The sequence below is a fragment of the Paracoccus versutus genome, assembly GCF_000763885.1.
GTDB classification, from domain to species: domain Bacteria; phylum Pseudomonadota; class Alphaproteobacteria; order Rhodobacterales; family Rhodobacteraceae; genus Paracoccus; species Paracoccus versutus.
Genome location: NZ_JRKO01000015.1, coordinates 49,747 through 74,454, shown reverse-complemented (window position 1 = coordinate 74,454; position 24,708 = coordinate 49,747). Strand labels below are relative to the sequence as shown.

At 65.5% G+C, this 24,708-nt stretch carries 18 protein-coding genes; 8 read left to right on the top strand and 10 right to left on the bottom strand.

Going from position 1 to position 24,708, the window contains the following annotated elements:
• Positions 1 to 159: 159 nt before the first annotated feature.
• The 6 genes from IT40_RS28505 to IT40_RS08510 form a co-directional block, all read right to left on the bottom strand.
• Positions 160 to 441, bottom strand: coding sequence for an MFS transporter (locus IT40_RS28505; RefSeq protein ID WP_147307295.1), 282 nt, complete (start codon positions 439 to 441; stop codon positions 160 to 162).
• A gap of 179 nt (positions 442 to 620) precedes the next feature.
• Positions 621 to 1,595, bottom strand: coding sequence for a dipeptidase (locus tag IT40_RS08530; protein WP_036753167.1), 975 nt, complete (start codon positions 1,593 to 1,595; stop codon positions 621 to 623).
• A 73-nt stretch (positions 1,596 to 1,668) separates the two neighbouring features.
• The gene (locus IT40_RS08525) at positions 1,669 to 3,006 is read right to left on the bottom strand and encodes an MFS transporter (protein WP_036753164.1); all 1,338 of its coding nucleotides are present in this window, start codon (positions 3,004 to 3,006) and stop codon (positions 1,669 to 1,671) included.
• Between the two features lie 53 nt (positions 3,007 to 3,059).
• Positions 3,060 to 3,503, bottom strand: coding sequence for an acyl-CoA thioesterase (locus IT40_RS08520; protein WP_208021349.1), 444 nt, complete (start codon positions 3,501 to 3,503; stop codon positions 3,060 to 3,062).
• Positions 3,503 to 4,384, bottom strand: coding sequence for a beta-keto acid cleavage family enzyme (locus tag IT40_RS08515; protein WP_036753159.1), 882 nt, complete (start codon positions 4,382 to 4,384; stop codon positions 3,503 to 3,505). Before IT40_RS08515 ends, IT40_RS08520 begins: the two co-directional genes overlap by 1 nt.
• 27 nt (positions 4,385 to 4,411) lie before the next feature.
• Positions 4,412 to 5,338, bottom strand: coding sequence for a 3-hydroxyacyl-CoA dehydrogenase (locus IT40_RS08510; RefSeq protein ID WP_036753154.1), 927 nt, complete (start codon positions 5,336 to 5,338; stop codon positions 4,412 to 4,414).
• 123 nt (positions 5,339 to 5,461) lie between these two features.
• On the opposite strand from IT40_RS08510, the gene IT40_RS08505 reads away from it, so the two are divergent.
• Positions 5,462 to 6,022 carry a LuxR C-terminal-related transcriptional regulator gene (locus tag IT40_RS08505; RefSeq protein WP_036753149.1) on the top strand — a complete coding sequence of 187 codons (561 nt, stop codon included), beginning with the start codon at positions 5,462 to 5,464 and terminating at the stop codon, positions 6,020 to 6,022.
• A 1,241-nt stretch (positions 6,023 to 7,263) separates the two neighbouring features.
• Here the strand turns inward: IT40_RS08505 and IT40_RS29990 are convergent.
• Positions 7,264 to 7,590, bottom strand: a complete 327-nt coding sequence (locus IT40_RS29990; protein ID WP_036753141.1) for a hypothetical protein — start codon at positions 7,588 to 7,590, stop codon at positions 7,264 to 7,266.
• A gap of 418 nt (positions 7,591 to 8,008) precedes the next feature.
• Positions 8,009 to 8,140 carry a hypothetical protein gene (locus tag IT40_RS30445; protein WP_258551869.1) on the bottom strand — a complete coding sequence of 44 codons (132 nt, stop codon included), beginning with the start codon at positions 8,138 to 8,140 and terminating at the stop codon, positions 8,009 to 8,011.
• A 291-nt stretch (positions 8,141 to 8,431) separates the two neighbouring features.
• Between IT40_RS30445 and IT40_RS08490 the strand changes: the two genes are divergently transcribed.
• Positions 8,432 to 9,853 carry a sensor histidine kinase gene (locus IT40_RS08490; RefSeq protein ID WP_084196984.1) on the top strand — a complete coding sequence of 474 codons (1,422 nt, stop codon included), beginning with the start codon at positions 8,432 to 8,434 and terminating at the stop codon, positions 9,851 to 9,853.
• Positions 9,854 to 9,857: 4 nt separating this feature from the next.
• Here IT40_RS08490 and IT40_RS08485 read toward each other — a convergent pair whose 3' ends face one another.
• Entirely contained in the window at positions 9,858 to 10,529 is a 672-nt protein-coding gene (locus IT40_RS08485) for a response regulator (RefSeq protein ID WP_036753138.1), read from the bottom strand.
• Positions 10,530 to 10,951: 422 nt separating this feature from the next.
• Between IT40_RS08485 and IT40_RS08480 the strand changes: the two genes are divergently transcribed.
• From IT40_RS08480 to IT40_RS08465, 4 genes are all read left to right on the top strand, one after another.
• Entirely contained in the window at positions 10,952 to 17,299 is a 6,348-nt protein-coding gene (locus IT40_RS08480) for a peroxidase family protein (protein ID WP_052095828.1), read from the top strand.
• 73 nt (positions 17,300 to 17,372) lie between these two features.
• Complete coding sequence (locus IT40_RS08475) at positions 17,373 to 19,136, top strand: type I secretion system permease/ATPase (protein ID WP_036753135.1); 1,764 nt, start codon at positions 17,373 to 17,375, stop codon at positions 19,134 to 19,136.
• Complete coding sequence (locus tag IT40_RS26725; protein WP_052095827.1) at positions 19,133 to 21,247, top strand: cadherin-like domain-containing protein; 2,115 nt, start codon at positions 19,133 to 19,135, stop codon at positions 21,245 to 21,247. The genes IT40_RS08475 and IT40_RS26725 overlap by 4 nt, the downstream gene beginning before the upstream one ends.
• Positions 21,248 to 21,265: 18 nt before the next feature.
• Positions 21,266 to 22,588 carry an HlyD family type I secretion periplasmic adaptor subunit gene (locus IT40_RS08465; protein WP_036753132.1) on the top strand — a complete coding sequence of 441 codons (1,323 nt, stop codon included), beginning with the start codon at positions 21,266 to 21,268 and terminating at the stop codon, positions 22,586 to 22,588.
• 578 nt (positions 22,589 to 23,166) lie between these two features.
• On the opposite strand, the gene IT40_RS28500 is transcribed toward IT40_RS08465, so the two are convergent.
• On the bottom strand, positions 23,167 to 23,466 hold the full coding sequence (locus tag IT40_RS28500; protein WP_147307296.1) for a hypothetical protein: 300 nt from the start codon (positions 23,464 to 23,466) through the stop codon (positions 23,167 to 23,169).
• 104 nt (positions 23,467 to 23,570) lie between these two features.
• Here IT40_RS28500 and IT40_RS26720 point away from each other — a divergent pair, with 104 nt between their 5' ends.
• Together IT40_RS26720 and IT40_RS26715 are read left to right on the top strand one after the other, a co-directional pair.
• On the top strand, positions 23,571 to 23,846 hold the full coding sequence (locus IT40_RS26720) for a hypothetical protein (protein ID WP_052095826.1): 276 nt from the start codon (positions 23,571 to 23,573) through the stop codon (positions 23,844 to 23,846).
• The gene (locus IT40_RS26715; protein WP_116171167.1) at positions 23,831 to 24,508 is read left to right on the top strand and encodes a phage head morphogenesis protein; all 678 of its coding nucleotides are present in this window, start codon (positions 23,831 to 23,833) and stop codon (positions 24,506 to 24,508) included. Before IT40_RS26720 ends, IT40_RS26715 begins: the two co-directional genes overlap by 16 nt.
• Positions 24,509 to 24,708 lie beyond the last annotated feature (200 nt).

Here is a 24,708-nt window from a genome sequence, read left to right as displayed (position 1 = left end):
CCGATGGCTCGATCCTTGCTCTATCGACCGCGGTCGTCGTTCGCGGGCGGACGGCCGGCCCGGTGGATTGCGCCGTTCTTTTGGGGGATCGTTTCCCAGGGCGTGATGCTGGCGCCCGAGGATACGCGCCGCCGATCCTTCGCCAGGAACGTCCCGGCCTCAGCCTCCGATCGCCTGCACATGGGCTCGATCCGCGTCGCGGCCGTTGATCGTGATGGCAAGGGCGGCCAGATCTGCCGGAATGGCAGGAACGCGGAAGATCGTCGTGAAGCTCATCGGCACGCCGCCGATGGAAGAACCGGGAACGCTGCCCAGGCGACCCATGCCCAGCATCCAGCTTGCCGCCGTTGCACGAATGGCCGTCGGATAGCCAGTCGGCGCAGAGACGTTCAGCCCGGTCTGTCCGCCGCCCATGCAGCAACCGACCAGCGCGACGAGCAACGGCAGCGCCGCCGGGTGGCGGTTTCGGCCGCCTCCCGCGCGACGGCCGGATCGGTGTCGAATATGGCGATATCCTCGTCTCGGACGACCATCAGCCTTGCGATCTGCCGCCCCGAAGTTCCCGCGCCGATGCTGGCGAGCCCGGCTTGCGGTCCGTCATTTCGACACCTCCCTGTCCCTCAATCGGCCCAGACGTCGCCCAGCAACCGCACCCAGTTCCCGCCCATGACCTTTTCGATCCGCGACCTCGTCCAGCCGCGCCTTTCCATCGCCGCGGTCAGGTTCGGGAAATCCTTGATCTCGCGCATCCCGTCGGGATTGATGATCTCGCCCAGATCGGTCAGCAGGCGCCCCACTCCCTTGTCGCGCGAGATCCATTCGAAGAAGCGCTGGTCATAGCCTTGGGTGAAATCGGTGCCGATCCCGACCGCATCCTCGCCGACCAGGTTGATGATGTATTCGATGGCCTCGAGATAATCCGCCAGGTCCGAGGCCGGGCCGTTCTTCAGGAAGGGCGGGAACATCGTCACCCCGACGAAGCCGTCATGCTCGGCGATGAAGCGAAGCTGCTCGTCCGTCTTGTTGCGCGGATGCGCCTTCAGCCCGGCGGGAAGGCAATGCGAATAGGCGACGCGCTGGCTTGATGCCCGGATGGCGTCCTCCGAGGTCTTGGGCCCCACATGGGACAGGTCGCACAGGACGCCCAGCCGGTTCATCTCGGCCAGCAGGTCGTGGCCGAAATCCGACAGCCCGCCGTCCCGGCCTTCATAGCAGCCCGAGCCGACGTAGTTTTGCGTGTTGTAGGTCAGCTGCACGATCCGCAGGCCGAGGCCGTGAAACAGCTCCAGCCGGTCCAGCCGGTCCTCGATCCCCGAGGTGTTCTGCCAGCCCAGCACGATGCCGGTCTTTCCGGCGGCCTTTGCCTCATGGATATGATCGACCGCGGTCACTTGCATGATCAGGTCGGAATGATCGGCGATGTCCTTGCGCAGCTTGGCGACATTGCGCATCGTGTCGCTGAAGTTTTCCCAGACGCAGCAGGTGCAATTGGCGGCGGTCACGCCCCCCTCGCGCATCGCCTCGTAGACGGAACGGTCGAAGTTCGAGACGTTCAGCCCGTCGAAGACAATGATATCGTCGTGCAGTGCGGTCATGTCGGATCCTTGGGTCTTGCTTGCATTGTTGGGAGGGGAGCGCCAATCGGTGCCGGCGCTCCATGGCACGGGGCTATCGAACCGCGCCCGCCGCTGTGGGTTGGAGGTTGTCCCTTTCATCCGCAACGCTGATTTCCTCGATCGGCTTGCCGGCGGTTTCCTTGATGAGATAGCCGCCCAAAGCGGAAACCAGGCCAAGCGCGACAAGGTAGACGTCATAGATCCAGCCGCTGTCATGGGCGTTCAGCCAGGCGTAGAGATAGGGCGCCGTGCCGCCGAAGATCGCCGCCGCGGTCGAGGTGATCCAGCCGACCGAAGTGGCGCGGGCATGGGTCGGAACCTGCTCCGAGACCAGTGCCGGATACATGCCGGCCAGCAGGCCCCAGACGAACAGGCAGATCAGCTGGGCAACGAACAGCGTCCAGGGCGCATCCGTCACCATCCACGAGACCGGGAAGGAGATGATGACCACGCCGAAGCCGAAGGCCATGACCATCGCGCGCCGCCCCATCTTGTCGGCCAACCAGCCGGAAACAGGCAGCCATGCCAGGCAGATGATCTGCGCGAACAGCGTGGCGCGATAGGCGCCGGCGGGGTCCATGCCCTGGCTGATGGCGTTCGAGGCGGCGAAGGTGACCCAGGTGTAGTAGGCCGCGTTGACCACGGCCGAGATCATCACGATGTTGCGGGCAATGATCCAGATCTGGCGTTGCGTCAGCCTGGGGCGCGTGGCCGACTTCTCATCCTCCAGCGCTTGTTGCTCGAAGGCATGGCTTTCCGAGGCGCCGCGGCGCAGGATCAGCGCATAGATCCCCAGACCCCCGCCCAGGGCGAAGCCGACGCGCCAGCCCCAGGCGTTCATCGCCTCGGCCGACAGGATCGAGGTCAGAAGCGCAGCGACCCCGGTGGCGGCGATCACGCCCACCAGCACGCTGATATAGACCGCGCTGGACCAGAAGGCCCGGCTTTTGGCCGGCGCGATTTCCGCGACATAGGTGAAGGACACGCCGGTCTCGCCGCCATGGGCCAGGCCCTGGAGCAGCCTCAGCATGAACAGCATGACCGAGGCCCATGCACCGACGCTCTCGAAGGTCGGCAGGACGGCGATGCCGAGACTGCCGAGCGCGACGAGGCACATCGTCGCGACCAGCGCGTTCTTGCGGCCATAGCTGTCGCCGAAGCGGCCGAACACCCAGCCGCCGATGGGCCGGGCGATGAACCCGCCGGCAAAGGCCAGCAAGGTGCTGAGCAGGGCCGAGGTCGGATCCTCCTTGTCGAACAGGTTCACCGACAGGTAGACCGAGAACATGCCGTAAAGCGTCCAGTCGAACCACTCCAGCACGTTGCCTATGGCCGCGACGCGAAGGGACTTCAGCTGTTTACGGTCGAAGGGTGGTGGTGTTGCAGACATGTAGCCTCCCCGTGGGCTGGTTGGGCCTGATCACGCTTCTTCTGGTTTCGGGCTCAGAGACCCGCCGTGATCGGGCTGGGATCAAGGATCGCCCTGCGCAGGCGGTCGGGCATCGGTGCCGATTTCGCCGTGGCATAGTCGATCCAGACGCAACGGGCCGAGCCGCGCGCATAGACGGTGCCGGGATCGCCGGCGTCCGTCAGTTCGTAATCGGTGTCGAAGCTGCTGCGTCCCGGATTGGACGCGGTCATGGTGACGATGACGCTGGCCGGATGATGCAGCTGGCGCAGGAAGGTCATCGAGGCGTTGACGATGACCGGCCCTTCGCCATGGCCCAGCCCGGCGCCGAAGCCCATCCGCTGAAACCATGTCAGGCGGATTTCTTCTGCAAAACGGAAATAGACCGTGTTGTTCACGTGACCCGCCGCATCCATGTCGCCCCAGCGGACCGGAATCGACATGCGGGCCAGCAGGCGGGGCGCGGCCTCGCCCTCCATCAGCCGGCGCGCCGCAGGCCAAGGGTGGCGCGCGCCTCGTAGGTGGTGGCGGGCCTGCGGCCCAGCAGGCCCATGATCGCGACCATCCTTTCGACCAGCGCGGCGTTCGACGGGGCCAGCACGCCGTCCTCGAGGTAAAGATTGTCCTCCAGCCCCAGCCGGACATGGCCGCCCATCAGCATCGCCTGCGTCGCCACCGGGAACTGGTGGCGCCCGATGCCGAAGATCGCCCAGGCGGCATCCTCGGGCAGCAGCCGCACCAGAGCGGACATGCTATGCGCATCCGCATCCGCGCCGCCCATGACGCCCAGGCCGATCTGCACCAAGGGCGGCGAGGACAGCACCCCCTTCTTCAGGAAATGCCGGATGATGCTGAGATGCCCCATGTCGAAGGCTTCCAGCTCGGGCTTGACCCCTGCCCCCTCGATCAGCCCGGCCATGACGCGCAGGTCGGGGATCGAGTTCAGGAACATCTGCTCGCCGAAATTCATCGCGGCGATGTCGAGGCTGCAGATTTCCGGCCTGAGCCGGACGATATGCTCGACCCGCGCCTCGGGGGTCAGCAGCGCCTCGGCCGCGGATCTGCCGTCGCGGATCTGGTCCGCCGTCACCATGGCGCCATAGCCGGAACTGAGATTGATGATCAGGCCGGGCCTGGCCTGCCGGATCAGGTCCACCGTCTCGGCGTAAAGCGCGAAATCGGTCGAGGCGAGCGTCGTTTCCGGGTCGCGGACATGGACATGGACGATGGCCGCGCCGGCATCGGCGGCCTCGACGGCAGACGCCGCGATCTGTGCGGGCGTGACCGGAACGGCCGGATTCTTGTGCGCGTGATCCGTGCCACCTGTGACGGCACAGGTGATGATGACGGGATTGGCCATGATATTCTCCTGATACGTCCCGGCCGGTCAGCCGGCATGGTAAAGCTGGCGCACCATCTGCATCAGCTTCTGGTCGCGCCACAGGCGCTTGGCTTCCAGCTGGTCGCGCGGCAGTTCGCGCTTGCGCTCATCGGCAAGGCCCTGGCGCAGCGCCTTGTTCCAGTCCACGCATTTGCCCAGCGAGGCGCCGATGGATTCGTAGACCCCGGCATAGCGTTCGCAATATTCCTCGATCCCCTGGGGCGAGTTCAGGTCGATGGTCTCGAACGGTCCGATGAAGGCCCAACGCAGGCCCAGCCCGTGCTTGATCGTGGCGTCGATATCCTCGCCCGAGGCGATGCCTTCGCTGAACAGCCGGAACGCTTCGTGCAGCACCGCGCCTTGCAGGCGGTTCATGACGAAGCCTTCGATCTCTTTCCTGACGACGATCGGACGCTGGCCGACGTCCAGCAGAATGTCCTTTGCGCGTTCGATATGGTCCGCAGCGGTCCAGGGCGCACCGGAAAGCTCGACCAGCGGAATCAGATAGGTCGGATTGACCGGATGGGCCACCATGCAGCGCGCCCGCCCGGCCAGATGCCCGGTAAACGCGCTGGCCGGGATGGTCGAGGTCGAGCTGCACAGCAGCGCATCCGGCGCGGCAAGCGCGTCCATCTCGGCAAATAGCGCCCGCTTCGCCTCCAGGTTCTCGGGCGCCGATTCCTGGATATATTCGGCCCCCGCCAGCGCGTCCGGCAGCGTCGGGGCAATGCGGATGCGGTTTGCAGCAGAGGTGTCGTCCGGCAGCAGTCCTTCCTGCTTCAACATCCCCAACAGCGAACCGATCATGGCCAGGCCCTTTTCGGCGGCCTGCGAATTCGGATCGTAAAGGTTCACGTTCCAACCGGCACGGGCAAAGACGATCGCCCAGCCTTGCCCGATAAGCCCCGCGCCGATGATTGCTGCGGTCTTCATCCAGAACTCCCCGTGATTTTCCTGCGCCCCATCGGACGTCTTTTCGTGCCTGCAAGGATGTTGCAGTCAGACCCCTAGGTCTATAGGTATATTTTACCTAGGTAATCGGTGATGGGATGGCGGATGAAACCAAGAAAACGCCTTGATTACAAAGCAATTTTCCTGGGTCTGCCGGTTGCTGCCATTATTGCCCAAGACCGAATCATCATGGATTGCAACGGCGCCGCACTGAGCCTTTTCCGGGCGCGGCGCAGGGATGTCGTCCTGCAACCCTTCTCGGTCCTCTACCCCGACCTGGACGAATTCGAGGCCGCCGGCCGCCGCATGGAACCCTCTCTGATCGGCGGCGTGCCCCAGGACGACAACCGGATCATGCGCCGCCTCGACGGCAGCCATTTCTGGGTGCGTGTTCGGGGCCATGCCTTCAATCCCGCGGTGCCGCATGAAATGACCGCCTGGCTGTTTTCCGAGATCACCGAGGATCGCGATGCGAAGAAGACCGCAATCTCGCTGACCCAGCGCGAGCGGGATGTCGCCGCCCTGCTGGTCGACAAGCTCACCAGCAAGCAGATCGCGATCGCCTTGGGCATCAGCCCCAAGACGGTGGATATCCATCGCGGAAGCCTGCTCAAGAAATACTCCGCAGCATCGACCACGGAGCTTATCGGCATGTTGCGGGCATGAGATCGAGCAATGCCGATTGCGAAACCGGCCTGCGCGATCTGATGGTCCCGTTTCAAATCTGCTTCATGCTGGATGTGGAGGCTGGAAAGCTTCACCAAGGGCAAGGCCTTCATACCGGCCGCCGGTCCGCTCCATGCGGCTGGTAATCTGGGCCTTTCCGCACCCCTGAACGCGCAGGCGAATACGAAGGAGACCATGCGCCCGAAGTGCCGCCGCGTCCAACGAGGCCGGCCACGGCAGCCGGTCGCGCAAGAGCCGCCCAGATCCTCGATGACGATGGCGACGATCCCGTGCCGCCCATTAGTCCGGGGATCCAGTTCCACAAGCTCAACGACGCGGTCAACATTCGATAACTCCACCCGGCCTGGCATATTCGAAGCGGGTTGGGCCTTGGGGGCCTGACGCCCTCACGCAACCAGTCGGACGAGCGCGGCATATCGGACGGAAATACAAAGGCCCGCGGCATCCATCTGTCGCGCGCCCTGTGCGAGGCAGGCTGCAACCGTCATTGCCATGGCTGAGAACCTGGCCGGCAAAGCAGGCGATGGCCGCATGATGCCCCCTCAACACCGGTCATCTGGCGGCATTTCCGATGCCGAGCAGGAGTAGCCAGCTTTGCGCGCCGATTGACCGTGAAGGAAGGATACATCATGAAACCGCGCGACAGCGGATCACGACAGTCGCTTTCGGCTGTTTCGGCACTTTAGTCGAGCTTCGGAAACCCCGGAACCCCTGGTGCCAGATAGTCGACACGGCGGATACTCCGTCATGGCAGCATCCCTATAGGACGGGCATCGGATCCCGAGAGCGGCGGCTCCATACCGCCGGGACAGGATCATATACAGGAAAACGGAATGATCATATCATGAGCCTCAGGGCCGATAAAGACATATGCCCAGTCAAAATAGCATCCGGCCCCGGCAGCGAGGTCCGAGCAGAACTGCTCCGCGTCCATTTTCTCCGTATCAACCAGGCTCATGGTTGAAGCAATCGTCACGGATCCCGAGAACCATTCCTCCCATTTCCCCATATTCGTCTGAATGCAGCTTTTGTAATTCTGGAACATCCTGGGGCATAGGATCAGTTCGGAGAGACGCACTTTCCGGTGGAAAGCCAAAAAACACCTCTAAGCTCGGACTCAAAACGGGATCGCTGGCTATTTTTCGTGATTACCCAACCGCTCCAGGTCGATGCGCGGCCGCGAATCCAGCGCGCCCTCGCGATAGTCGGGATGGTCCTTGTCACGCGGGGTCTTGACGGTCAAAAACGGGGTCCGGCCTTCCTCGCTGACCTCCAGCCTGTTCGGATGCGTCGGCAAGGGAATGCGCTGCTTGACCGCATAGGGCATCGGCCGCGAACAGGCGCTGGCCCTCGGCGTCGATCGTCAGGTTGACGAGAAAATGCTGCGAGGTCTCGGCGCCTTCCTCGGCGGTGTCGCCGGTTGGAAGCGCGCCAGCCGCGTCGATCGCCGCGATCTCCTCGATGCCGCCGCCGCTGGCGTAGAAGCGCCCGGCAGCCGCGCCATAGGCGGCGCCGGCGGTCCAGAGCCCGCCCTCGATCCGGTGCAAGAACTCGCCCGCCCCGCGCGTCGATCCCGGTCAGCGAGCCGTCCAGCGGATTGCCGGCGTAAAGCCGCCCCGCGCTGCGGTCGAGCGCCAGCGCGAATTAGCGGCGCAGCACCTGGATTTTTCGGATCGGGTGCAGGTCATTGGCGTCCAGCACATGGATGAAGCCCGGCGTGCCCTTGTCGAAACCGGGCACCGATCCGTGGTTGCGGACGGACTTACCGAATGCTGCATTCGTCTGGATAGCGCGAGGGACGGTATCTGGACCGCGATTCCAGGCCTGGACATCTGCGGATCGGTCAATCGACTGCGAGGTTCGGAAACCTCGTAGTCGGCCGGCTGCCACCCCCTGCCTGAGCTGGGGCTGATCGTTTATCAAGTCGCCCCTCGTCATCGTCGCGCCGCCGATCAGGCGATGCCGTCAAGAAACCGTGACCTGCAAAATCAGCAGGACGAGCAGCCCAGCCAATATCTGTAGCCAAAGCTTGATTTGTTTGAGGATGGCGATTGTTTCACCTTGATCCTTTCGCATATCGCTCTGATCGGTCGTCATCTCGCGCTCCTTCGCCGGTTATCTAACAGGCACCTGTTATATCATCTAATCCAGACCGGCTTGAGTTCCTCCCCGATCAGCTCCCGCTGGGTCAGTCTGGCCGGTGCTTACCCCTTGTCTCGCGGGGAGAACTGCAACGCCTTCCCCGAAGAGGAAACGCGGCCAGGTTGCTGCGGAGGATGCGCGGAGCCTACCGCCCGCTGTGCGGGACTTCATGGCACAGCAAGGATTGCGCGGGCTTTGCGGGTTGTTGCAAGATGACGAAAGCTTTTCTTGCCCCGCGGATCCGCCATGCCCAAATCCGAGTTCTCTCATATCCTTCAGAGTTTCGGACGGCAGATGGGGCTGCATTCGCAAGTCGTGATCGCGATCGCTCTGGTGATCTGCATGTCGATGGCCACGTTAGGATATTGGGTAAACGCCTATATTCGCAATGTCGAAGTGGAAAGCGCGGCCGATGCCAGCGCCGTCTACATGAACATCATCATCGAACCGCTGCTGCGCGATGTCGAACGAAATGGAATGCTGCCGTCCCGGATCGAATTGCAGCTGGACGAACTGCTGATGCGCCATACCCATGAAACCGCCATCGAGGCGGCGGTGATCTGGTGGCAGGACGGCACCGTGGCCTACAGCACCGACAAGCGGCTGACGGGGCGGCAGATGTCATCCGCCCAGCTGGATGCCGCCTTTGGCGGTCAGGTCGTGGCCGAGCTGATGGAGAACCTGACCGATCACGGAACTCGGCGGCAAGAGCGGCTGGGCCAGCCCTTGCTGGAGATCTATATGCCCCTGCGCGACCGCGAAAGCGGCCTCGTCACCGCCGTCGGCGAGTTCTATCAGAATGCCGCCGAGCTTCAGGCCCAGATGAACCGCGTCGCGTCGCGGATCTGGGGGGTGGTCGGGCTGACGACCGCGCTGATGCTGACGCTGCTGATCCTGACCGCGAGCCGGGCGCGCCGCATCGTGCGGGCGCAACAGGACGAGTTGCGCCATCGGCTGGACATGTCGCAGCAACTGGCCCGCCAGAACGCGGACCTGCGGCAAACCGCCGAAACGGCCAAGCTGGAGGCGATCAAGGTGAACGAGACCCTGCTGACCCGCATCGGCGCGGATCTGCATGATGGCCCGCTGCAACTGCTGGGGCTGATCGTGCTGCGTCTCAGCGGCCTGCCCTCGGGCCGCGCCGAGGACGCCGCCGCCGCGCGCGAGCGGCAAAAGACCGCAGAGCTGGCCACGCGCACGATGCAGGAATTGCGGAACCTGGCCTATGGGCTGAGCATCCCCGAACTGGACGGGCTGACGGTGTCCGAAACCCTGTCGCTGGCGATTGCGCGGCATGAAAGCCAGACCGGCACGACAGTCTCGCAAAGGCTGGGGGAATTGCCCGACCACCTGTCCGAGCCCGCAAAGATCTGCCTGTATCGCATCGTGCAGGAATCGCTGAACAACGCCTTTCGCCATGCCGGCGGCAGGGGCCAGCAGGTCTGGGCCGAGACGCGGAACGGCGAGATCAAGCTTGTCATCCGCGATGCCGGTCCGGGGCTGCAACCCGAGGCGGCGAAAGCGCCGCAGGGCGGAAACGGAATGCCCGGACTGGGGCTGCCTGGACTGTCGCGGCGATTGCAGACCCTGGGCGGCAATCTTGATGCGACCTCGGAACCGGGACGAGGCACGACGATCACCGCTCGCCTGCCGGTCGAAGCCGGATAGGAAACTACTGGAGGTAGAGGTTCGATCCCGGCGCCACCTCTGCCTGCAGCTTTTGTGCGGCCAACACCACCTCCAGCCGGTTGCGTGCATGCAGCTTCTGCATCAGGATCGACATGTAATGCTTGACGGTCTTTTCGCTGATCTGCAGCTGCTGGCCGATTTCCTTGTTGGTCCTGCCCCGCAACAGCAGCCGCACGATCTGTTCCTCGCGCATGTTCAGCCGGATCGCCTGCAGCGTGCGCTTGCGAAGCGAAGCGTTCTGCAATGCCGCGATGACCTTGGCCGCGAAGGTATGCGTCACAAAGGTCTCGCCTCGCATCACGGCGCGGATCGCCTCGGCCAGTTCGGCCGCCGTGCTGCCCTTGATGACATAGCCATGCGCCCCCGCTTCCAGCACCTGGACGGCATGTTCGACCGCCATCGAGGCGGTGAAGATCAGCACCCGCACATCGGGAGCTTCCTCGCGGATCTTCTGGATCGCCTGCAGGATGTTCCCCGGCATGTCCAGGTCCAGAAGGATGACATCGGGCCTGTTCTTCAGCGTCAGGTTGATTGCATCGCTGGCCGAGACGCCCTTTTCCACCACGGCGAATTCATCCGAGTCGGCGAATATTCCTGCCAGGCCTTCAAGAAAGATGGGGTGATCATCGAAAATCGCCAACTCGACCCTGGGCATGGGCGGAAACCTCCGTCGACATTCAACTGAACCGATATGTTTTGACGATAGCAGAACGGTCCGGGCCCAGAAACTGTCGTTAAGGGCATGTTTTTGCATCTTGACGCGGTCTTTCCCATACGGATTCCCGATGATTTCAATATGAATGCGATAATGGAAATGAACGGCCGTTGAATTGTCCCAAGGCCGGTTTTCAGACTTTCGGTCAATCAGCCTTCGGACATTGGTCCGATCCGCACCTGGACCTTCGACGCCTTATCCTTCGGACCTGGGCCGCATGAAAAGACCGGACTTTGTCAAGTTCATGCCCCGCGCCCAGACGGGCATGATTCCAGGCATATCGGCAGGCGTCCCGCATAGCGGCGCGGGCGGGGCTTTTCCGCCACCGCGGCGGAAAGCGTTCGACACAGGGGGATTACATCATGGTAACGCTGATCAGGCACGATCTCGAATTCATTCTCGAGCAGATCAAGATCGCCGAGGCCCATGCCGCCGGCACGCCGCTGACCGAGCTGGTAAGCAGCCCGCTGTTGCCCTATGGGCTGCGCACGGTCGATGGCAGCGACAACAACCTTGTTCCCGGCCGCGAAAGATGGGGCGCCTCGCACGAGGAATTCCTGCGGCTGACCGATCCCACCTGGCGCGACGAAAGCGACGACCAGATGATGTTCGGCACGCCGGAAAACCCGGTATGGCTGACCAACAACGACTATGCGCCCGGCAGTCCGACCAGCCCCGGCTTTCAGCCCGGAACCGTGGTCGATGCCGACCCGCGGCTGATTTCCAACCTGATCGTGGACCAGACGCTGGACAATCCGGCGGCCATCGCCGCCGCGCTGCGCCATGCCGGGGTCGAGGGCGCGGACATGACCGCGGCGGTGCAAGGTGTCATGACGGCCCATTCGCTGGTCAAGGGCACGGTGCCGGGCAGCGCGGCCCATGCCATCGCACAGGCCCAGCTGGCCGACTTGCTGGACCAGCACGGGATCGAGATGGACGGCCCGACCATCAGGCTGCCCAACCAGGCCCCGGACGAAGGGCTGTCGGCATCCTACAATGCCTGGTTCACGCTGTTCGGGCAGTTCTTCGACCACGGCCTGGACCTGGTGCAGAAGGGCGGGCACGGTACGGTCTATATCCCGCTGCAGCCGGACGACCCGCTGTATGACCCGGATTCGCCGCATACCAATTTCATGGCCATGTCCCGCGCCACCATCGGCGACGGCGCGGCCAATGTGACCACGCCGTGGGTGGACCAGAACCAGACCTATACCTCGCATCCCTCGCATCAGGTCTTTCTGCGCGAATATGCCGAAGGGCCGGACGGGCCGGTCTCGACCGGCAAGCTGCTGGAAGGGGCGCGGGGCATGGCCACATGGCGCGACGTCAAGGATCAGGCGCGCGAGTTGCTGGGCATCGACCTGACCGACCTGGACGTGGGCGCGGTTCCGGTCCTGCTGACCGACCCCTACGGCGAATTCATCCGCGGCCCGAATGGGCTGCCGCAGATCCTTGCCGCCTTCGACGTGGACGGCATGCCGATCTGGGTCGAGGGCAACCTGGCCGATCCGGTCGATCCCTCCGCCATCCAGCTGCCCCCCGGCACCGTGCTGTTCGGCGGCAACGTGATCGATCCGGGCGAGACCGTCTCGGCCGCGCGAACGGGCAATGCCTTCCTGGACGACATCGCCCATAACGCGGTGCCGGTGGCGGTGGACGGCGTGTTGCAGCCCGATGGCGACGACGCGCCGGGCTATTCCGGCGGCTTCGACGCACGCGGCAACCGCGATTCCTATGACGACGAGATGCTGGATGCGCATTACATCACCGGCGACGGGCGCGGGAACGAGAATATCGGCCTGACGGCGGTGCATTCGGTGTTCCACGCCGAGCACAACCGGCTGGTCGATCACATCAAGCAGGTGATCCTGGACACCGGCGACGCGGATTTCATCGCCGAATGGCGCGACGCCGACGGCAACTGGGACGGCGAGCGGCTGTTCCAGACCGCGCGCTTCACCACCGAGATGGAATATCAGCACCTGGTCTTCGAAGAATTCGCCCGCAAGGCGCAGCCCGACGTAGACATCTTCATGGTGCAGCCGGATGTCGAGATCAATCCGGCGATCTTTGCCGAATTCGCCCATGTGGTCTATCGCTTCGGCCATTCGATGCTGAACGAGACCGTGGACCAGATCCATGCGGACGGCTCGACCGACCACCTGACGCTCTTCGACGCCTTCCTCAACCCGCTGGCCTTCGGCTCCGACACCGTGGACCATCACCAGGCGGCGGGCGCCATCGTGCGCGGCATGACCGGGCAGGTCGGCAACGAGATCGACGAATTCGTCACCAACGTGCTGCGCAACCAACTGGTCGGCATCCCGCTGGACCTTGCCGCGATCAACATCGCGCGCGGCCGCGACACCGGCATGCCGACGCTGAACGAGGCGCGCCAGCAGTTCATGGACATGGCCGGCGGCGACAGCCAGCTGAAGCCCTATGACAGCTGGGTCGATTTCGCGGTGAACCTGAAGAACCCCGAATCCATCGTCAACTTCATCGCCGCCTATGGCACCCATGACCTGATCAGGGGCGAGGAAACCGTGGCGGGCAAGCGTGCCGCCGCCATGGCCATCGTCTTCGGCACCGACCAGACGGTCTTCGAGGACGGCGGCGCCCGCGTGATCTCGGCCCCCGCCGACCGGCTGGCCTTCCTGAGCGCAAGCGGCGAGTTCGCGGCGCGCAGGGGCGGGCTTGACGATGTCGACCTGTGGGTCGGCGGGCTGGCCGAGAAGAAGATGCCCTTCGGGGGCATGCTGGGCTCGACCTTCGCCTTCATCTTCGAATTGCAGATGGAGAACCTGCAGCATGCCGACCGCTTCTATTACCTGTCGCGCGCGCAGGGCCTGAACCTGCTGACCGAGCTGGAAAACAACTCGCTGGCCTCGATCGTCATGCGCAACACCGACCTGGGGGCGACGGGCTTCGCGCTGCCGGGCGACATCTTCTCGATCCCCGATCACGTCCTCTATGTCGATGCCGCCAAGCAGGCGCAGTTCGGGCACGCGGATCCGGTGCATGACAACCCGACGCTGGAGGCGATCTCCAGCCTGGTCGAGCGCGGCGCGAACTTCATCCGCTACAATGGCGCCGACCACACCGTCATCGCCGGGACCGAGGGCAACGACACCATCATCGCCGGCGGCGGCGACGATGCGATCCGGGGCTTCGGCGGCGACGACCGGATCGAGGCCGGATATGGGGTCGACATCGTCCATGGCGGCGACGGCAACGACATCATCACCAATGCCGGCACCGACATAGGCGAGACCGACATGCTGCATGGCGATGCCGGCAACGACGTCATCCACGGCGGCTCGGGCATGGCGCTGATCTTCGGCGGCTCGGGCCGGGATTTCCTGATGACCGGCCCGGACGGCTCCGAGATCCGGGGCGGCACTGGCGACGACTTCCTCATGGGCGGCAACGGCCCGGACATGCTGTTCGGCAACGAGGGCGACGACTGGGTCGAGGGCCACGGCCTGTTCGACTATATCGCCGGCGACAACGGCGACATCTTCTTCAACTCGTCGATCATCGGCCATGACGTGCTGAACGGCGGCAGCGGCGACACCGATTACGACGCCGATTCCGGCGACGACATCATGATCGCCGGCGAGGGGATCCAGAAGTTCATCGGCATGTGGGGCCATGACTGGGTGGCCTTCAAGGGCCAGCAGGTTCCGGGCGTGGCCGACATGAACTTCCCGGTCTTCGACAGCCTGCCCCTGGAGGTGCTGCGCGACCGCTTCAGCCAGGTCGAGGCGCTGTCGGGCTGGATCCATGACGACATCCTGCGCGGCGACGACCGCAGCGACGAGGAGGGCGACCAGGAGCTGGCCTTCGATCCGACGCCCGAGGGCAATTTCATCCATAACGAGCTGGACCAGGCCGGGATCGACCGCATCGCCGGGCTGGACCGGATCATCACCCCCGACATGATGCGGCTGGGCGAATACTGGGCCGACGGCTCGGGCGCCGAGAAGATGATCTTCACCGGCGGCAACATCCTGCTGGGCGGCGGCGGCGGCGATCTGATCGAGGGCCGGGGCGGCAATGACGTCATCGACGGCGACGCCTGGCTGAACCTTCGCATCAGCATCCTTGACGCGGGCGGGACCGAGATCGCCACGGCCGAAGGCATGTCCGCGGTCGTCACCGACCTGGCCGGCAACGTGCTGCATGGCGGCCGGACGCTGGACCTGCTGATGCTGGAGCGGGTCTATGACCCCGGCCAGTTGCAGATCACCCGCGAAATCCTGTGGGACGACAGCGGCACGGACACCGCGGTCTATTGGGATCTGTTCGAGAACTACGCGGTGACGCGCAACGCCGATGGCAGCATCCGCATCGAGCATCTCGACGAGACCGCTGGCGTGATCGACCCGATCACCAACCAGAACCGGGTCTCGGACGGGATCGACACGCTCTACAACATCGAGGTGCTGCAGTTCGGCGACGTCACCGTCAATGTCTCGGACCTGTTCAACGCCGAGCCGGTGGGCCAGCCGCTGATCAGCGACACCACGCCCACGCAGGGCCAGGCGCTGGCCGTGGACCTGAGCGGGATCAGCGATGCCGACGGGATCGACATGGCGACGATGAGCGTGCAGTGGCAAAGCTTCATCGGCGGCCTGTGGACGGATATCGCCGGGGCGACCGGCAGTTCCTTCACGCCGGGCCTGGCCCATGTGAACACCCAGCTGCGGGTGGTGGCGCGCTATACCGACGGCTTCGGCAAGGCCGAGGAGGTGATCTCTTCCGTGACCTCGCCGGTCGGCGTCCATCTGGTCGGCAACGGCACGGCAGAGACAATGTCGGGCACCGTTGGCGCCGACATCATCGAAGGCAGGGGCGGCAATGACACGATCAGCGGCCTGGACGGCGACGATCTTCTGAACGGCGAAGGCGGCAACGACCTGTTGCTGGGCGGCGGCGGCAACGACACGCTGAACGGCGCCGCCGGGGCCGATACGCTGGAGGGCGACCCGGGCGACGACCTGCTGAACGGCGGCGGCTACGATGCCCTGTCCGGCGGCGATGGCGACGACGAGCTGATCGGCGAGGCCGGCGTCGATCTGCTGGATGGCGGGGCCGGCAACGACGCGCTTGACGGCGGCATCGGCAACGACACGCTTGACGGCGGCCTGGGCAACGACACGCTGATCGGCGGGGTGGGCGCCGACGTCATCCGCGGCGGCGATGGCGACGACCTGGTCCAGTGGAACGTCGGCGACGGGCGCGACACGATCGACGGCGGCGCCGGCACCGATACCGTGCATGTCACCGGCGACGCGACCGCCGAAGCCTATCACATCTGGACGCTTGCCGAATGGCGGGCCGCCGCCGCGGCCAACAACAACCAGGTGCTGAACGGCAACGTGCCCGAGGATACCGAGATCATCATCACCCGCAACGGCACCAATTACGCCGCGGTGGTCGCGATCATGAAGGATGTCGAGGAGGTCGTAATCTCGGGCATGGGCGGCGGCGACACCTTCGCGGCGCATGGCGACTTTACCGGCACCAGCCTTTCCTACAGCACCATCACGCTGGAAGGCGGGGCCGGCGACGACGTGCTCGACATCTCGGGGCTGAACTCGGCCCACCGGGTTCTGTTCCGCTCGAACGGCGGGCAGGACACGATCATCGGGCAGCTGCGCGAGCAGGACGTGATCGAGATGCCCGGAAGCGATGCGGGCCATACGATCACCCATAATCCCGACGGCACCACCACGCTGACGGCCGGGGAGGGTTCCGTCACCTTCACCGGCCCGGCCGCGCCGCCGGCGGAAACCGAGCCGGACGATACCAGCCCTTTGGGCGACGGCCCGGACGACGTCGCGCCCCCGGATGGGGCCGGCTTGGTAGCTGACCTAACCCTGATCGGCACGGGCAAGGCGGACGTGCTGCAGGGCGGCGAGGGCGCCGACATCATCCGCGGGGGCGAGGGCGGCGACTTCCTCAGCGGCGGCGGCGGGCGCGACGTGATCCTCGGCGGCAGCGACGCCGATGACGTCTTCGGCGGTGCCGGGGCGGACATGCTCTATGGCGATGCGGGGCACGACCGGATCTTCGGCGGCGACGACGGTGACATGATCACCGGCGGCACCGGCAACGACACTGTCTTCGGCGGCAAGGGCGGGGATCTGATCGTGGCCACCAAGGGCGACGGCGACGACGTCTATTACGGCGACGAGGATGCCGACACGCTGGACATGTCCCAGATAACCGCCAACATCACCGCCGATCTGGGCACCGGCTTCATGGGCCGGGGCAGCGTGTCGAGCGAACAGACCGGCAGCGACACGATCTGGAGCATCGAGAACATCGTCACCGGATCGGGCAATGACGTCATCACCGCCAGCGCCGCGGTCAACGTGATGGATGGCGGCGGCGGCAAGGACGTCTTCCGCTTCCTGTCGGCGCAGGATGCCGATGGCGACACGATCGTCGACTTCGCGCCGGGTGATCGCATCGACCTTTCCGCCATCGATGCCGATGCCGGGGCGGACGGCAAGCAGTCCTTCACCCTGGTGACCGGAGAGGCCTTCACCGGACGCGGCCAGCTGATGGTCGTTCACGAGACAAGGGAGGATGGCGACTATACGGTCGTCATGGGGAACACGACCGGCGATGACGGGGCCGATTTCCGCATCAGCCTCAAGGGCGCGCATATCCTGACGGCGAACGACTTCAATCTGTGACGCCGTGGCCCGCCGGCCGGTCCCAGGGCGGCCGGCGGGTTCCTTTCCCGACAAGGTAGCGAGGTGGGTTCCGATGCGTGGCAGGGATGTGACGAAGGCGGCGAGACGCAAGGGCGCTGCAAACCTGATCCGGGGATATCGCGCCATCCTCGTCTTTCTGTTCGGCATATCGGGCATCATCAGCGTCCTGGCGCTGACCGGCGCCTTCTACATGCTGCAGATCTATGACCGGGCGCTGACCAGCGGCAGCGTGCCGACGCTGCTGGCGATCTCGATCCTGGCCATCGGGCTGTATTTCTCGCAGGGGCTGTTCGACATCATCCGCTCGCAGATCCTGGTGCGGATCGGCGCGCGGCTGGACCGCCGGCTGGCGCCGCTGGCCCATCAGGTGGCGATCGACATGCCGCGCTTTGGCTTTTCCACCTCGGAGGCGCTGGAGCGGGGCCGCGACGTCGATACGGTGCGCGGCTTCCTGGGCAGCCAGGGGCCGGTGGCGCTGTTCGACCTGCCTTGGGTTCCGCTGTTCGTGGCCTTCGTCTATGTCCTGCATCCCTGGCTGGGGGCGCTGACGCTGGGCGGCGCCTTCGTGCTGGCGGCGCTGACCATCGTCACCGAGCTGATGACCCGGCGCCTGAACGAGGCATCGCAGAAGGCGATGATCGCCCGCAACGCCATCGCCGATTCCAACGCCCGCAACGCCGAGATCGTCAAGGCGATGGGCTTCGGCGCCCGCGCCGTCATGCGCTTCACGCGCGCCAATGACGAGCATCTGGCCCTGCAGACCCGCGCCAACGATGTCGGCGGCACCTTCGGGGCGATCTCGCGCGTGTTCAGGATGATCCTGCAATCCGCGGTGCTGGGCCTCGGCGCCTTCCTGACCATAATCGGCGAGCTGTCGCCCGGCGCGATCATTGCCGCCTCGGTCGCCTCGGCCCGCGCGCTGGCGCCGATCGACATGGCCATCGCCAACTGGAAGGGCGTGGTTGCCGCCCGCGCGGCCTTCCGGCGGCTGAAGGAAACCGTCGTGGCGCTGGCCGAGGCCGAGGCACCGATGCCCCTGCCGCCCCCCCGCCAGTCGCTGAAGGTCGAGAACCTGACCATCGCCGCCCCCGACAGCGGCCGGGTGCTGCTGAGCGAGGTCGGCTTCACCCTGTCGCCGGGCCAGGCGCTTGGCGTCATCGGCCCCAGCGGCGGCGGCAAGACCACCCTGGCGCGTGCCCTGACCGGCATCTGGCCCGCCCTGCGCGGCAGCATCCGGCTGGACGATGCCGAGCTGGGGCAATGGGACGACGAAACCCTTGGCCGCCATATCGGCTATCTGCCGCAGGATGTCGCGCTGCTGGAGGGCGATATCCAGGAAAACATCTCGCGCCTGGAACCCGATCCCGATCCGCGCGGCATCGTCGATGCCGCCAAGGCGGCGGGCGTGCACGAGATGATCGTGCGCCTGCCCGACGGCTATCACACCGCGCTGGGGCCGATGGGGATCGCGCTGTCCGGCGGCCAGCGGCAGCGCATCGGCCTTGCCCGCGCGCTTTACGGCGATCCCTTCGTGGTGGTGCTGGACGAGCCGAACTCGAACCTGGATGGCGAGGGCGAGGCGGCGCTGACGGCGGCGATCAACGCGGTCAAGGCGCGGGGCGGCATCGTGGTGGTGATCGCCCATCGTCCCAGCGCCCTGGCGGCGGTGGACCTGGTCGCGGTGGTCCAGAACGGCCGGATGACCGCCTTCGGTCCCAAGGAGGACATCATCGCGCGGCCCGTGCGGGTCGATCTCGACGCAGCAGAAACCGACAGGAAGGAGCGTGCCCCGGCAACGGCGCGCGTCACGGCATGATCATCAAGGTCAAGGGCACCCGATCCGGCTCGGCCGAAACCGCCGCCGCGGAACGCTATGCGGCGAAAGCGTCCGAAGGGGAAGGCCGCGCGCCCTATGTCTTCGGCGCGGCGCTGGTTTGGCTGGGCCTATATCTGAAATCGATCTTTCCAACCTGGGGACAAGAGGAAACAGCCCTTCCGCCGCAGAAAGCGGCGCAGGGCGCGGCAGAGCCGGCCAGCACCGCATTCTCGGCCGCCGCCCCGCCCAGGGCGCCAGAAGGCGCCCCTTCGGCAACCGGGGCGCAGCCGGCGGCGCCGGTCGAGGACGGCCCCGCCGGCCTTGCCGCCGGATCCGTGGCACCGCCGAAAACCGTTCATGTCGAGACATTCGGCCTGCCGGTGCCGTGGCAGGGCGCACCGTTCGTCCCGCCGGGCGGCGCGGCCGCGAATGACAACCACATCGCCGCGCCCGGATTCGCGAACCCGGGCCCCAAGGGCCAGGTGCTTCCGCCGGCGGACGACGGGCCTGCGGACCCGAAACCGGACGAGGATGACGACGACGGCGCTCCCCCGCCCCAGGGCGGCAACCGCCCTCCGCGTGTTTCCGGGCCGGTCCATCTGGCCGACATGGCCTCTTGCGCGGTTCTGGCGATCGGGCTGGGCCAATTGCTGCGCCATGCCGAGGATCCCGACGGCGACATGCTGTCGGTGCATCATGTCACCGCCTCGGCCGGCACGGTGATCCGCATCGACGGCGGCTGGGAGTATCGCCCCGAACCCGGTTTCAGCGGCCCGGTCACGCTGAGCTACGAGATCGGCGACGGCCATGCCTCTGTCACCCAGACCGCGCATTTCTCGGTCTTCGAACGGCATTTCATCCAGGGGACCGACGGGGACGACAACCTGCTTGGCGGCGCCTGCGCCGAGGATATCGACGGCGGCGACGGCGACGACAATATCGATGCGGGCGGCGGCAACGACGTCGTGCAGGGCGGGCGGGGCCACGACCATATCGTCGCCGCTGACGGCAACGACACGGTTTTCGGCGGCGACGGCAATGACGTGATCTTCGGCGGCCGGGGCGACGATCACCTGTGGGGCGGTGCCGGCGACGACCGCATCTTCGGCCAGGAGGGCGACGACATCATCCAGGGCGAAGCCGGCCACGACCTGCTGGATGGCGGCACCGGCGACGACTATCTGGACGGCGGTGCGGGCAATGACAGCCTGCATGGCGGCGCGGGCGACGATCTGCTGATCGGGGGCGCGGGCGACGACCTGCTGGAAGGCGGTGCGGGCAATGATATTCTCAGCGACGGCCAGGGCGCGGATGTCCTCCGCGGCGGGCTGGGCGACGACCATGTCGTCGCGGCGCTGGACGCGGCCGACGACATCTATGACGGCGGCGCGGGCGTGGATACGCTGGACTATTCCGCCGCCGCCGACAGCCTGCTGATCGACCTTCATGACGAGCTTGCCAGCGGCGAGGAAATCGGCACGGACACGATCGCGGGATTCGAGCGCGTGCTCGCAGGCGCGGGCGACGATCACGTCATCGCGGCGCTCGATGGCGGGGACGGCAGCCTGGACGGCGGCGAGGGATGGGACCGGCTGGACTATTCCGCCGCCGAGGAATGCCTGCTGATCGACCTGAATGCCGGCGTCGCCAGCGGGGTCGAGATCGGCACGGATGCGATCGCCGGCTTCGAGGCCGTAAGCGGCGGCAAGGGTGACGACCATTTCATCCTGGGCGACGCGCCGTTCTGCCTTGAGGGCGGCGAGGGCGACAATGTCTTTGAATTTCTTGCCCCGTCGCCGCCGCCCGATCCCGGCGCCACGGTCGAGGCACGCAGTTTCGAGATCATGGACTTCAAGGTCGGGGATCGGTTGCGCATGTCGAAATATGACCTGTTCGAGCGAATAATCGACCGCCACGAGGACGACTTCGAAAAGATCTACGGCGACGATTTCGACGACGACGATATCCGCATCCGCTTTAGCCACGAGCGTGACGAAGACATCGACCGCACCGTGATCGAGGCCGATTTCAACCGCGACGACATTTACGAAACCACGATCACCCTCGAAGGCCGCCATCTTCTGGTGATCGTCGAGCAGGGGACGGCTTGACGCAAGAAAGGACAAGCCATGGGCAAAGACCGGACCAACGCCGCCTCGCCTGTCGATGACGGGCGGTTTCGCCTTCGCGCGCGCGTGGCGGCCGGGTTCCTGCTGGGCGCGGTTCTGGTGCTGGGGATCGGAGGCTGGGCCGCGACGGCGCAATTGACCGGCGCGGTGATCGCGCAGGGCGAGGTGGCGGTCGACCAGAACCTGAAGCTGATCCAGCACCGCGACGGCGGCATCGTCGGCAGCATCGAGATCCGCGAGGGCGACCGCGTGACGGCGGGCCAGGTCCTGTTCCGCCTCGACGATGCGCAGACATGGGCGGAGCTGTCGATCGTCCGCTCGCAGTTGATCGAGCTGGCGACGCGGCGGGCGCGGCTGGTCGCCGAACGCGACGACCAGCCCGTCATCGCCTTTCCGCCGGAACTGACCGAGGTCGGGGCGGAAACCGCCAGCCTTCTGGCCGGCGAGACGCGGCTTTTCGAGGGCAACCGCCTGAACCGCGAGAGCCGCAAGCAGCAGCTTGAGCTGGGCATCGTGCAGATCGGCGAGGAAATCGCCGGGCTGGAGGCGCAGCGCGCCGCCAAGCTGGAAGAGATCGAACTGGTCGAGGCCGAGCATCTCAGGATCTCGGCGCTGACCGAGGCGCGGCTGATCGAGGTTTCGCGCGTCTTCGCCACCGGGCGCGAACGCAGCCGGCTGCTTGGCGAACGCGGCGAGATCGACGCGGCCATTGCCCGCGCCAAGACCCGCACCAACGAGGTGCGCCTGCAGATCATCGCCATCGACGAAACCGCGCGCACCGAGGCGCAGCGCGAACTGAGCCTTGTCGAAACCCGCATCTCGGAATTGCAGGACCGCCGCGCGGCAATTGAGGACCGGCTGACCCGCACCGACATCCGTGCCCCGATCGCGGGGATCGTGAACGAGATGAAGATCCATACCATCGGCGGTGTCATATCCCCGGCCGAGGTGCTGGCCACCATCGTTCCCGAAGATGCACGGCTGAAGATCGGGGTGAAATTCGCCCCCGCCAGCATCGACCAGATCGCCGTGGGCCAGACCGCCCGGCTGCGCTTTTCCGCCTTCAACCAGCGCACCACCCCCGAACTCGAGGGCGTGATGACCTATGTGGCGGCGGCCACCTCGCGCGTCGGCACCACCGGCGACAGCTTCTATGCCGGGGATATCGAGGTCGGCCCCGAAGAATTGGCAAAGCTGGCCGGGCTGCAACTGGTGCCGGGCATGCCCGTCGAGGTTTTCGTCACGACCGAGGAACGCACAGCGTTCTCTTACCTTGCCAAGCCCTTGACCGACCAGTTCAATCGCGCCTTCCGCGAGCGATAGGGGTCTTCATGGAAACGCCCGTGAACACGCCGCTGGATTAGCCCTGCCTTGGCTAGTCTGCAGGGGCGGGGATTTGCGGCAGTGGGGACACCGGATTGGCTGCGCGAGCGCGGTGAGGATGGCTTGCCTGACGGCGGGAAAGCCCGGCTGGGGCGGCGGGCCGAGGATTCGTCCCCCGCTTGTTTGAGGCGGCATCGGGCATCCGCAGGTCCAGCAGCAGAATAGCGAAGGATTGCTTCATCGCGCAGCCGATCGCCGACCGGCCAGATCCCGCCGTCGCAACCTCGGCACCCAAGGCCGACAGCACCCATTGTGTCGGCAATATGGCGCAGCGCGGCGCAAGGCCACCACGACCGGCCGGATGCAATAGGCGCACCCGGCTAGAGCACGCCCCGGTATAGGCCGAAGGACAGGCCAGGCTTGCATATGCAGGAGAAGGCGTTTCCCTGGCCGCATTGCTCTTACCTTGCGGCGGAGACCCGCAGAGGAAGCACAGGCTCCATGGACAGTTCAGACCAGAATCCCGGTCCTCTCCATACCTTTCCGTCAGTGCTGCCGCGAGGAATTTTGGCTAGCCTTCACAGCGCGGTATCCATGCGGTGGCGCGAAAGCACAAAGGTCGCAGGACCCTGTTTCAGCAGATGCTCACGGGCGTTTCGGATCAACGCCATCCAATCGGGATTGCGTACGGTCGACCGGTTCAGCGGTGCGCTGCGGAAGGCCCGCTCCAGATACCAGTCCAGCCCGCGTTGGCGCATCACCCCGCGCCCGGATTTAGCGATCAGTTCGGCAACCCACGGCACGCTGTCTGCCCGTTGCAGCAAGATGCGCTGAATCTGCGGCGGGCGCCGGACTCCCGCAGGGTCGATCCCGCACAAGCAGCCGACCGCCGGTATTCCGTGGAAGCGCGCGATTTGCCACGGCCTCGACCACAAGAGGCAAGACGCAGCTGGCCAATCCGACGCCAAGGCAGGGGCGACCCATGACCTGGTCGAGAAAGACCCGCAATGCCACCAGGTTGTCGTTCATCACGTCAATGGACTGCGGCCGGCTTTGGGGTGGGGAGGACGTCGAGCCCGAGGAACATGCCGTCGCCTTCACCGTCGCCAAGGCCATGGCGTTCGACCTGCTCGATGCCATGAGGGGCGAGATGCAGAAGGCGCCGAGGGCTTGCCCTTCGATGCGTTCCAGAAAAGCTGGCGCGCGAATCCGAAGCAGACCGATTGATGGGGCAAGCGCGAGATGGTCGATCCGCTGACCGGCAAGACCGAGTTGGTGCAGCTCGGCGGCCCGCGCCGGTTGCGCACGATCTATAATGCGAACCTCTGCTCGGCCCGCGCGGCTGGGCAGTGGGAGCGCATTCTCCTTCCTGGAATATCGGACCGGCCCCGGCGAGAACCACCGGCCGGCCTGATCCTGCCGGTCGACAGCCCATTCTGGGACACGTGGATGCCGCCGAACGGCTGGGGCTGCAAATCCTGGGCGCGGCAGGTGACGAAGGCCGAGGCAGCCCGGCGCAGGGTTTCCGAGGAGCCGGAGGCGCCAGACCGCGTGGTCAGGAATGAACGCACCGGCGAGGTGCGGATCGTTCCGACCGGGATCGACCCCGGCTGGCAGGCCAATTCGGGCAAGCTGCGCCTGGACGGTGCCGAGGCTTTCATGGTCGGCAAGATCCGGCTTTGGCCGGACGAGGCGCAGGTCGCGGCCCTGCGCGACATCGCCACCCGCTGGCGGGTGCGGCGCATCATGAACGCCGCGCCTGATCGCGCGCCGGTCGGGCTGCTGCCGGCCGAGATCGCGACGCGCGCCGGGCTGTCGGACCGGCTGGTCTGGGTCAACAGCAACACGTTTCGGCATGCGGTGAATGCCGCCGAAATGGAGTCGGAGACGATGGGCAAATCTTCGCCGAATCCAGAATGAATTTCGCCACGACGCCCTGTCAGGGCCCTTTTTCCGCAGTCTGTTAGGCAATGAACCATGGCGGTGGGGACAAGCGTTTTACTCGGGCCCGGAGCAAGTGAATGATGGGTGCGTGCATCTATCAAACCTTGCGATTTACTCCAACAAGCCGCTCAATGGAAACTCTGCCCAGTCCGGCCAGCGCGAGCACCTTCTTTCGT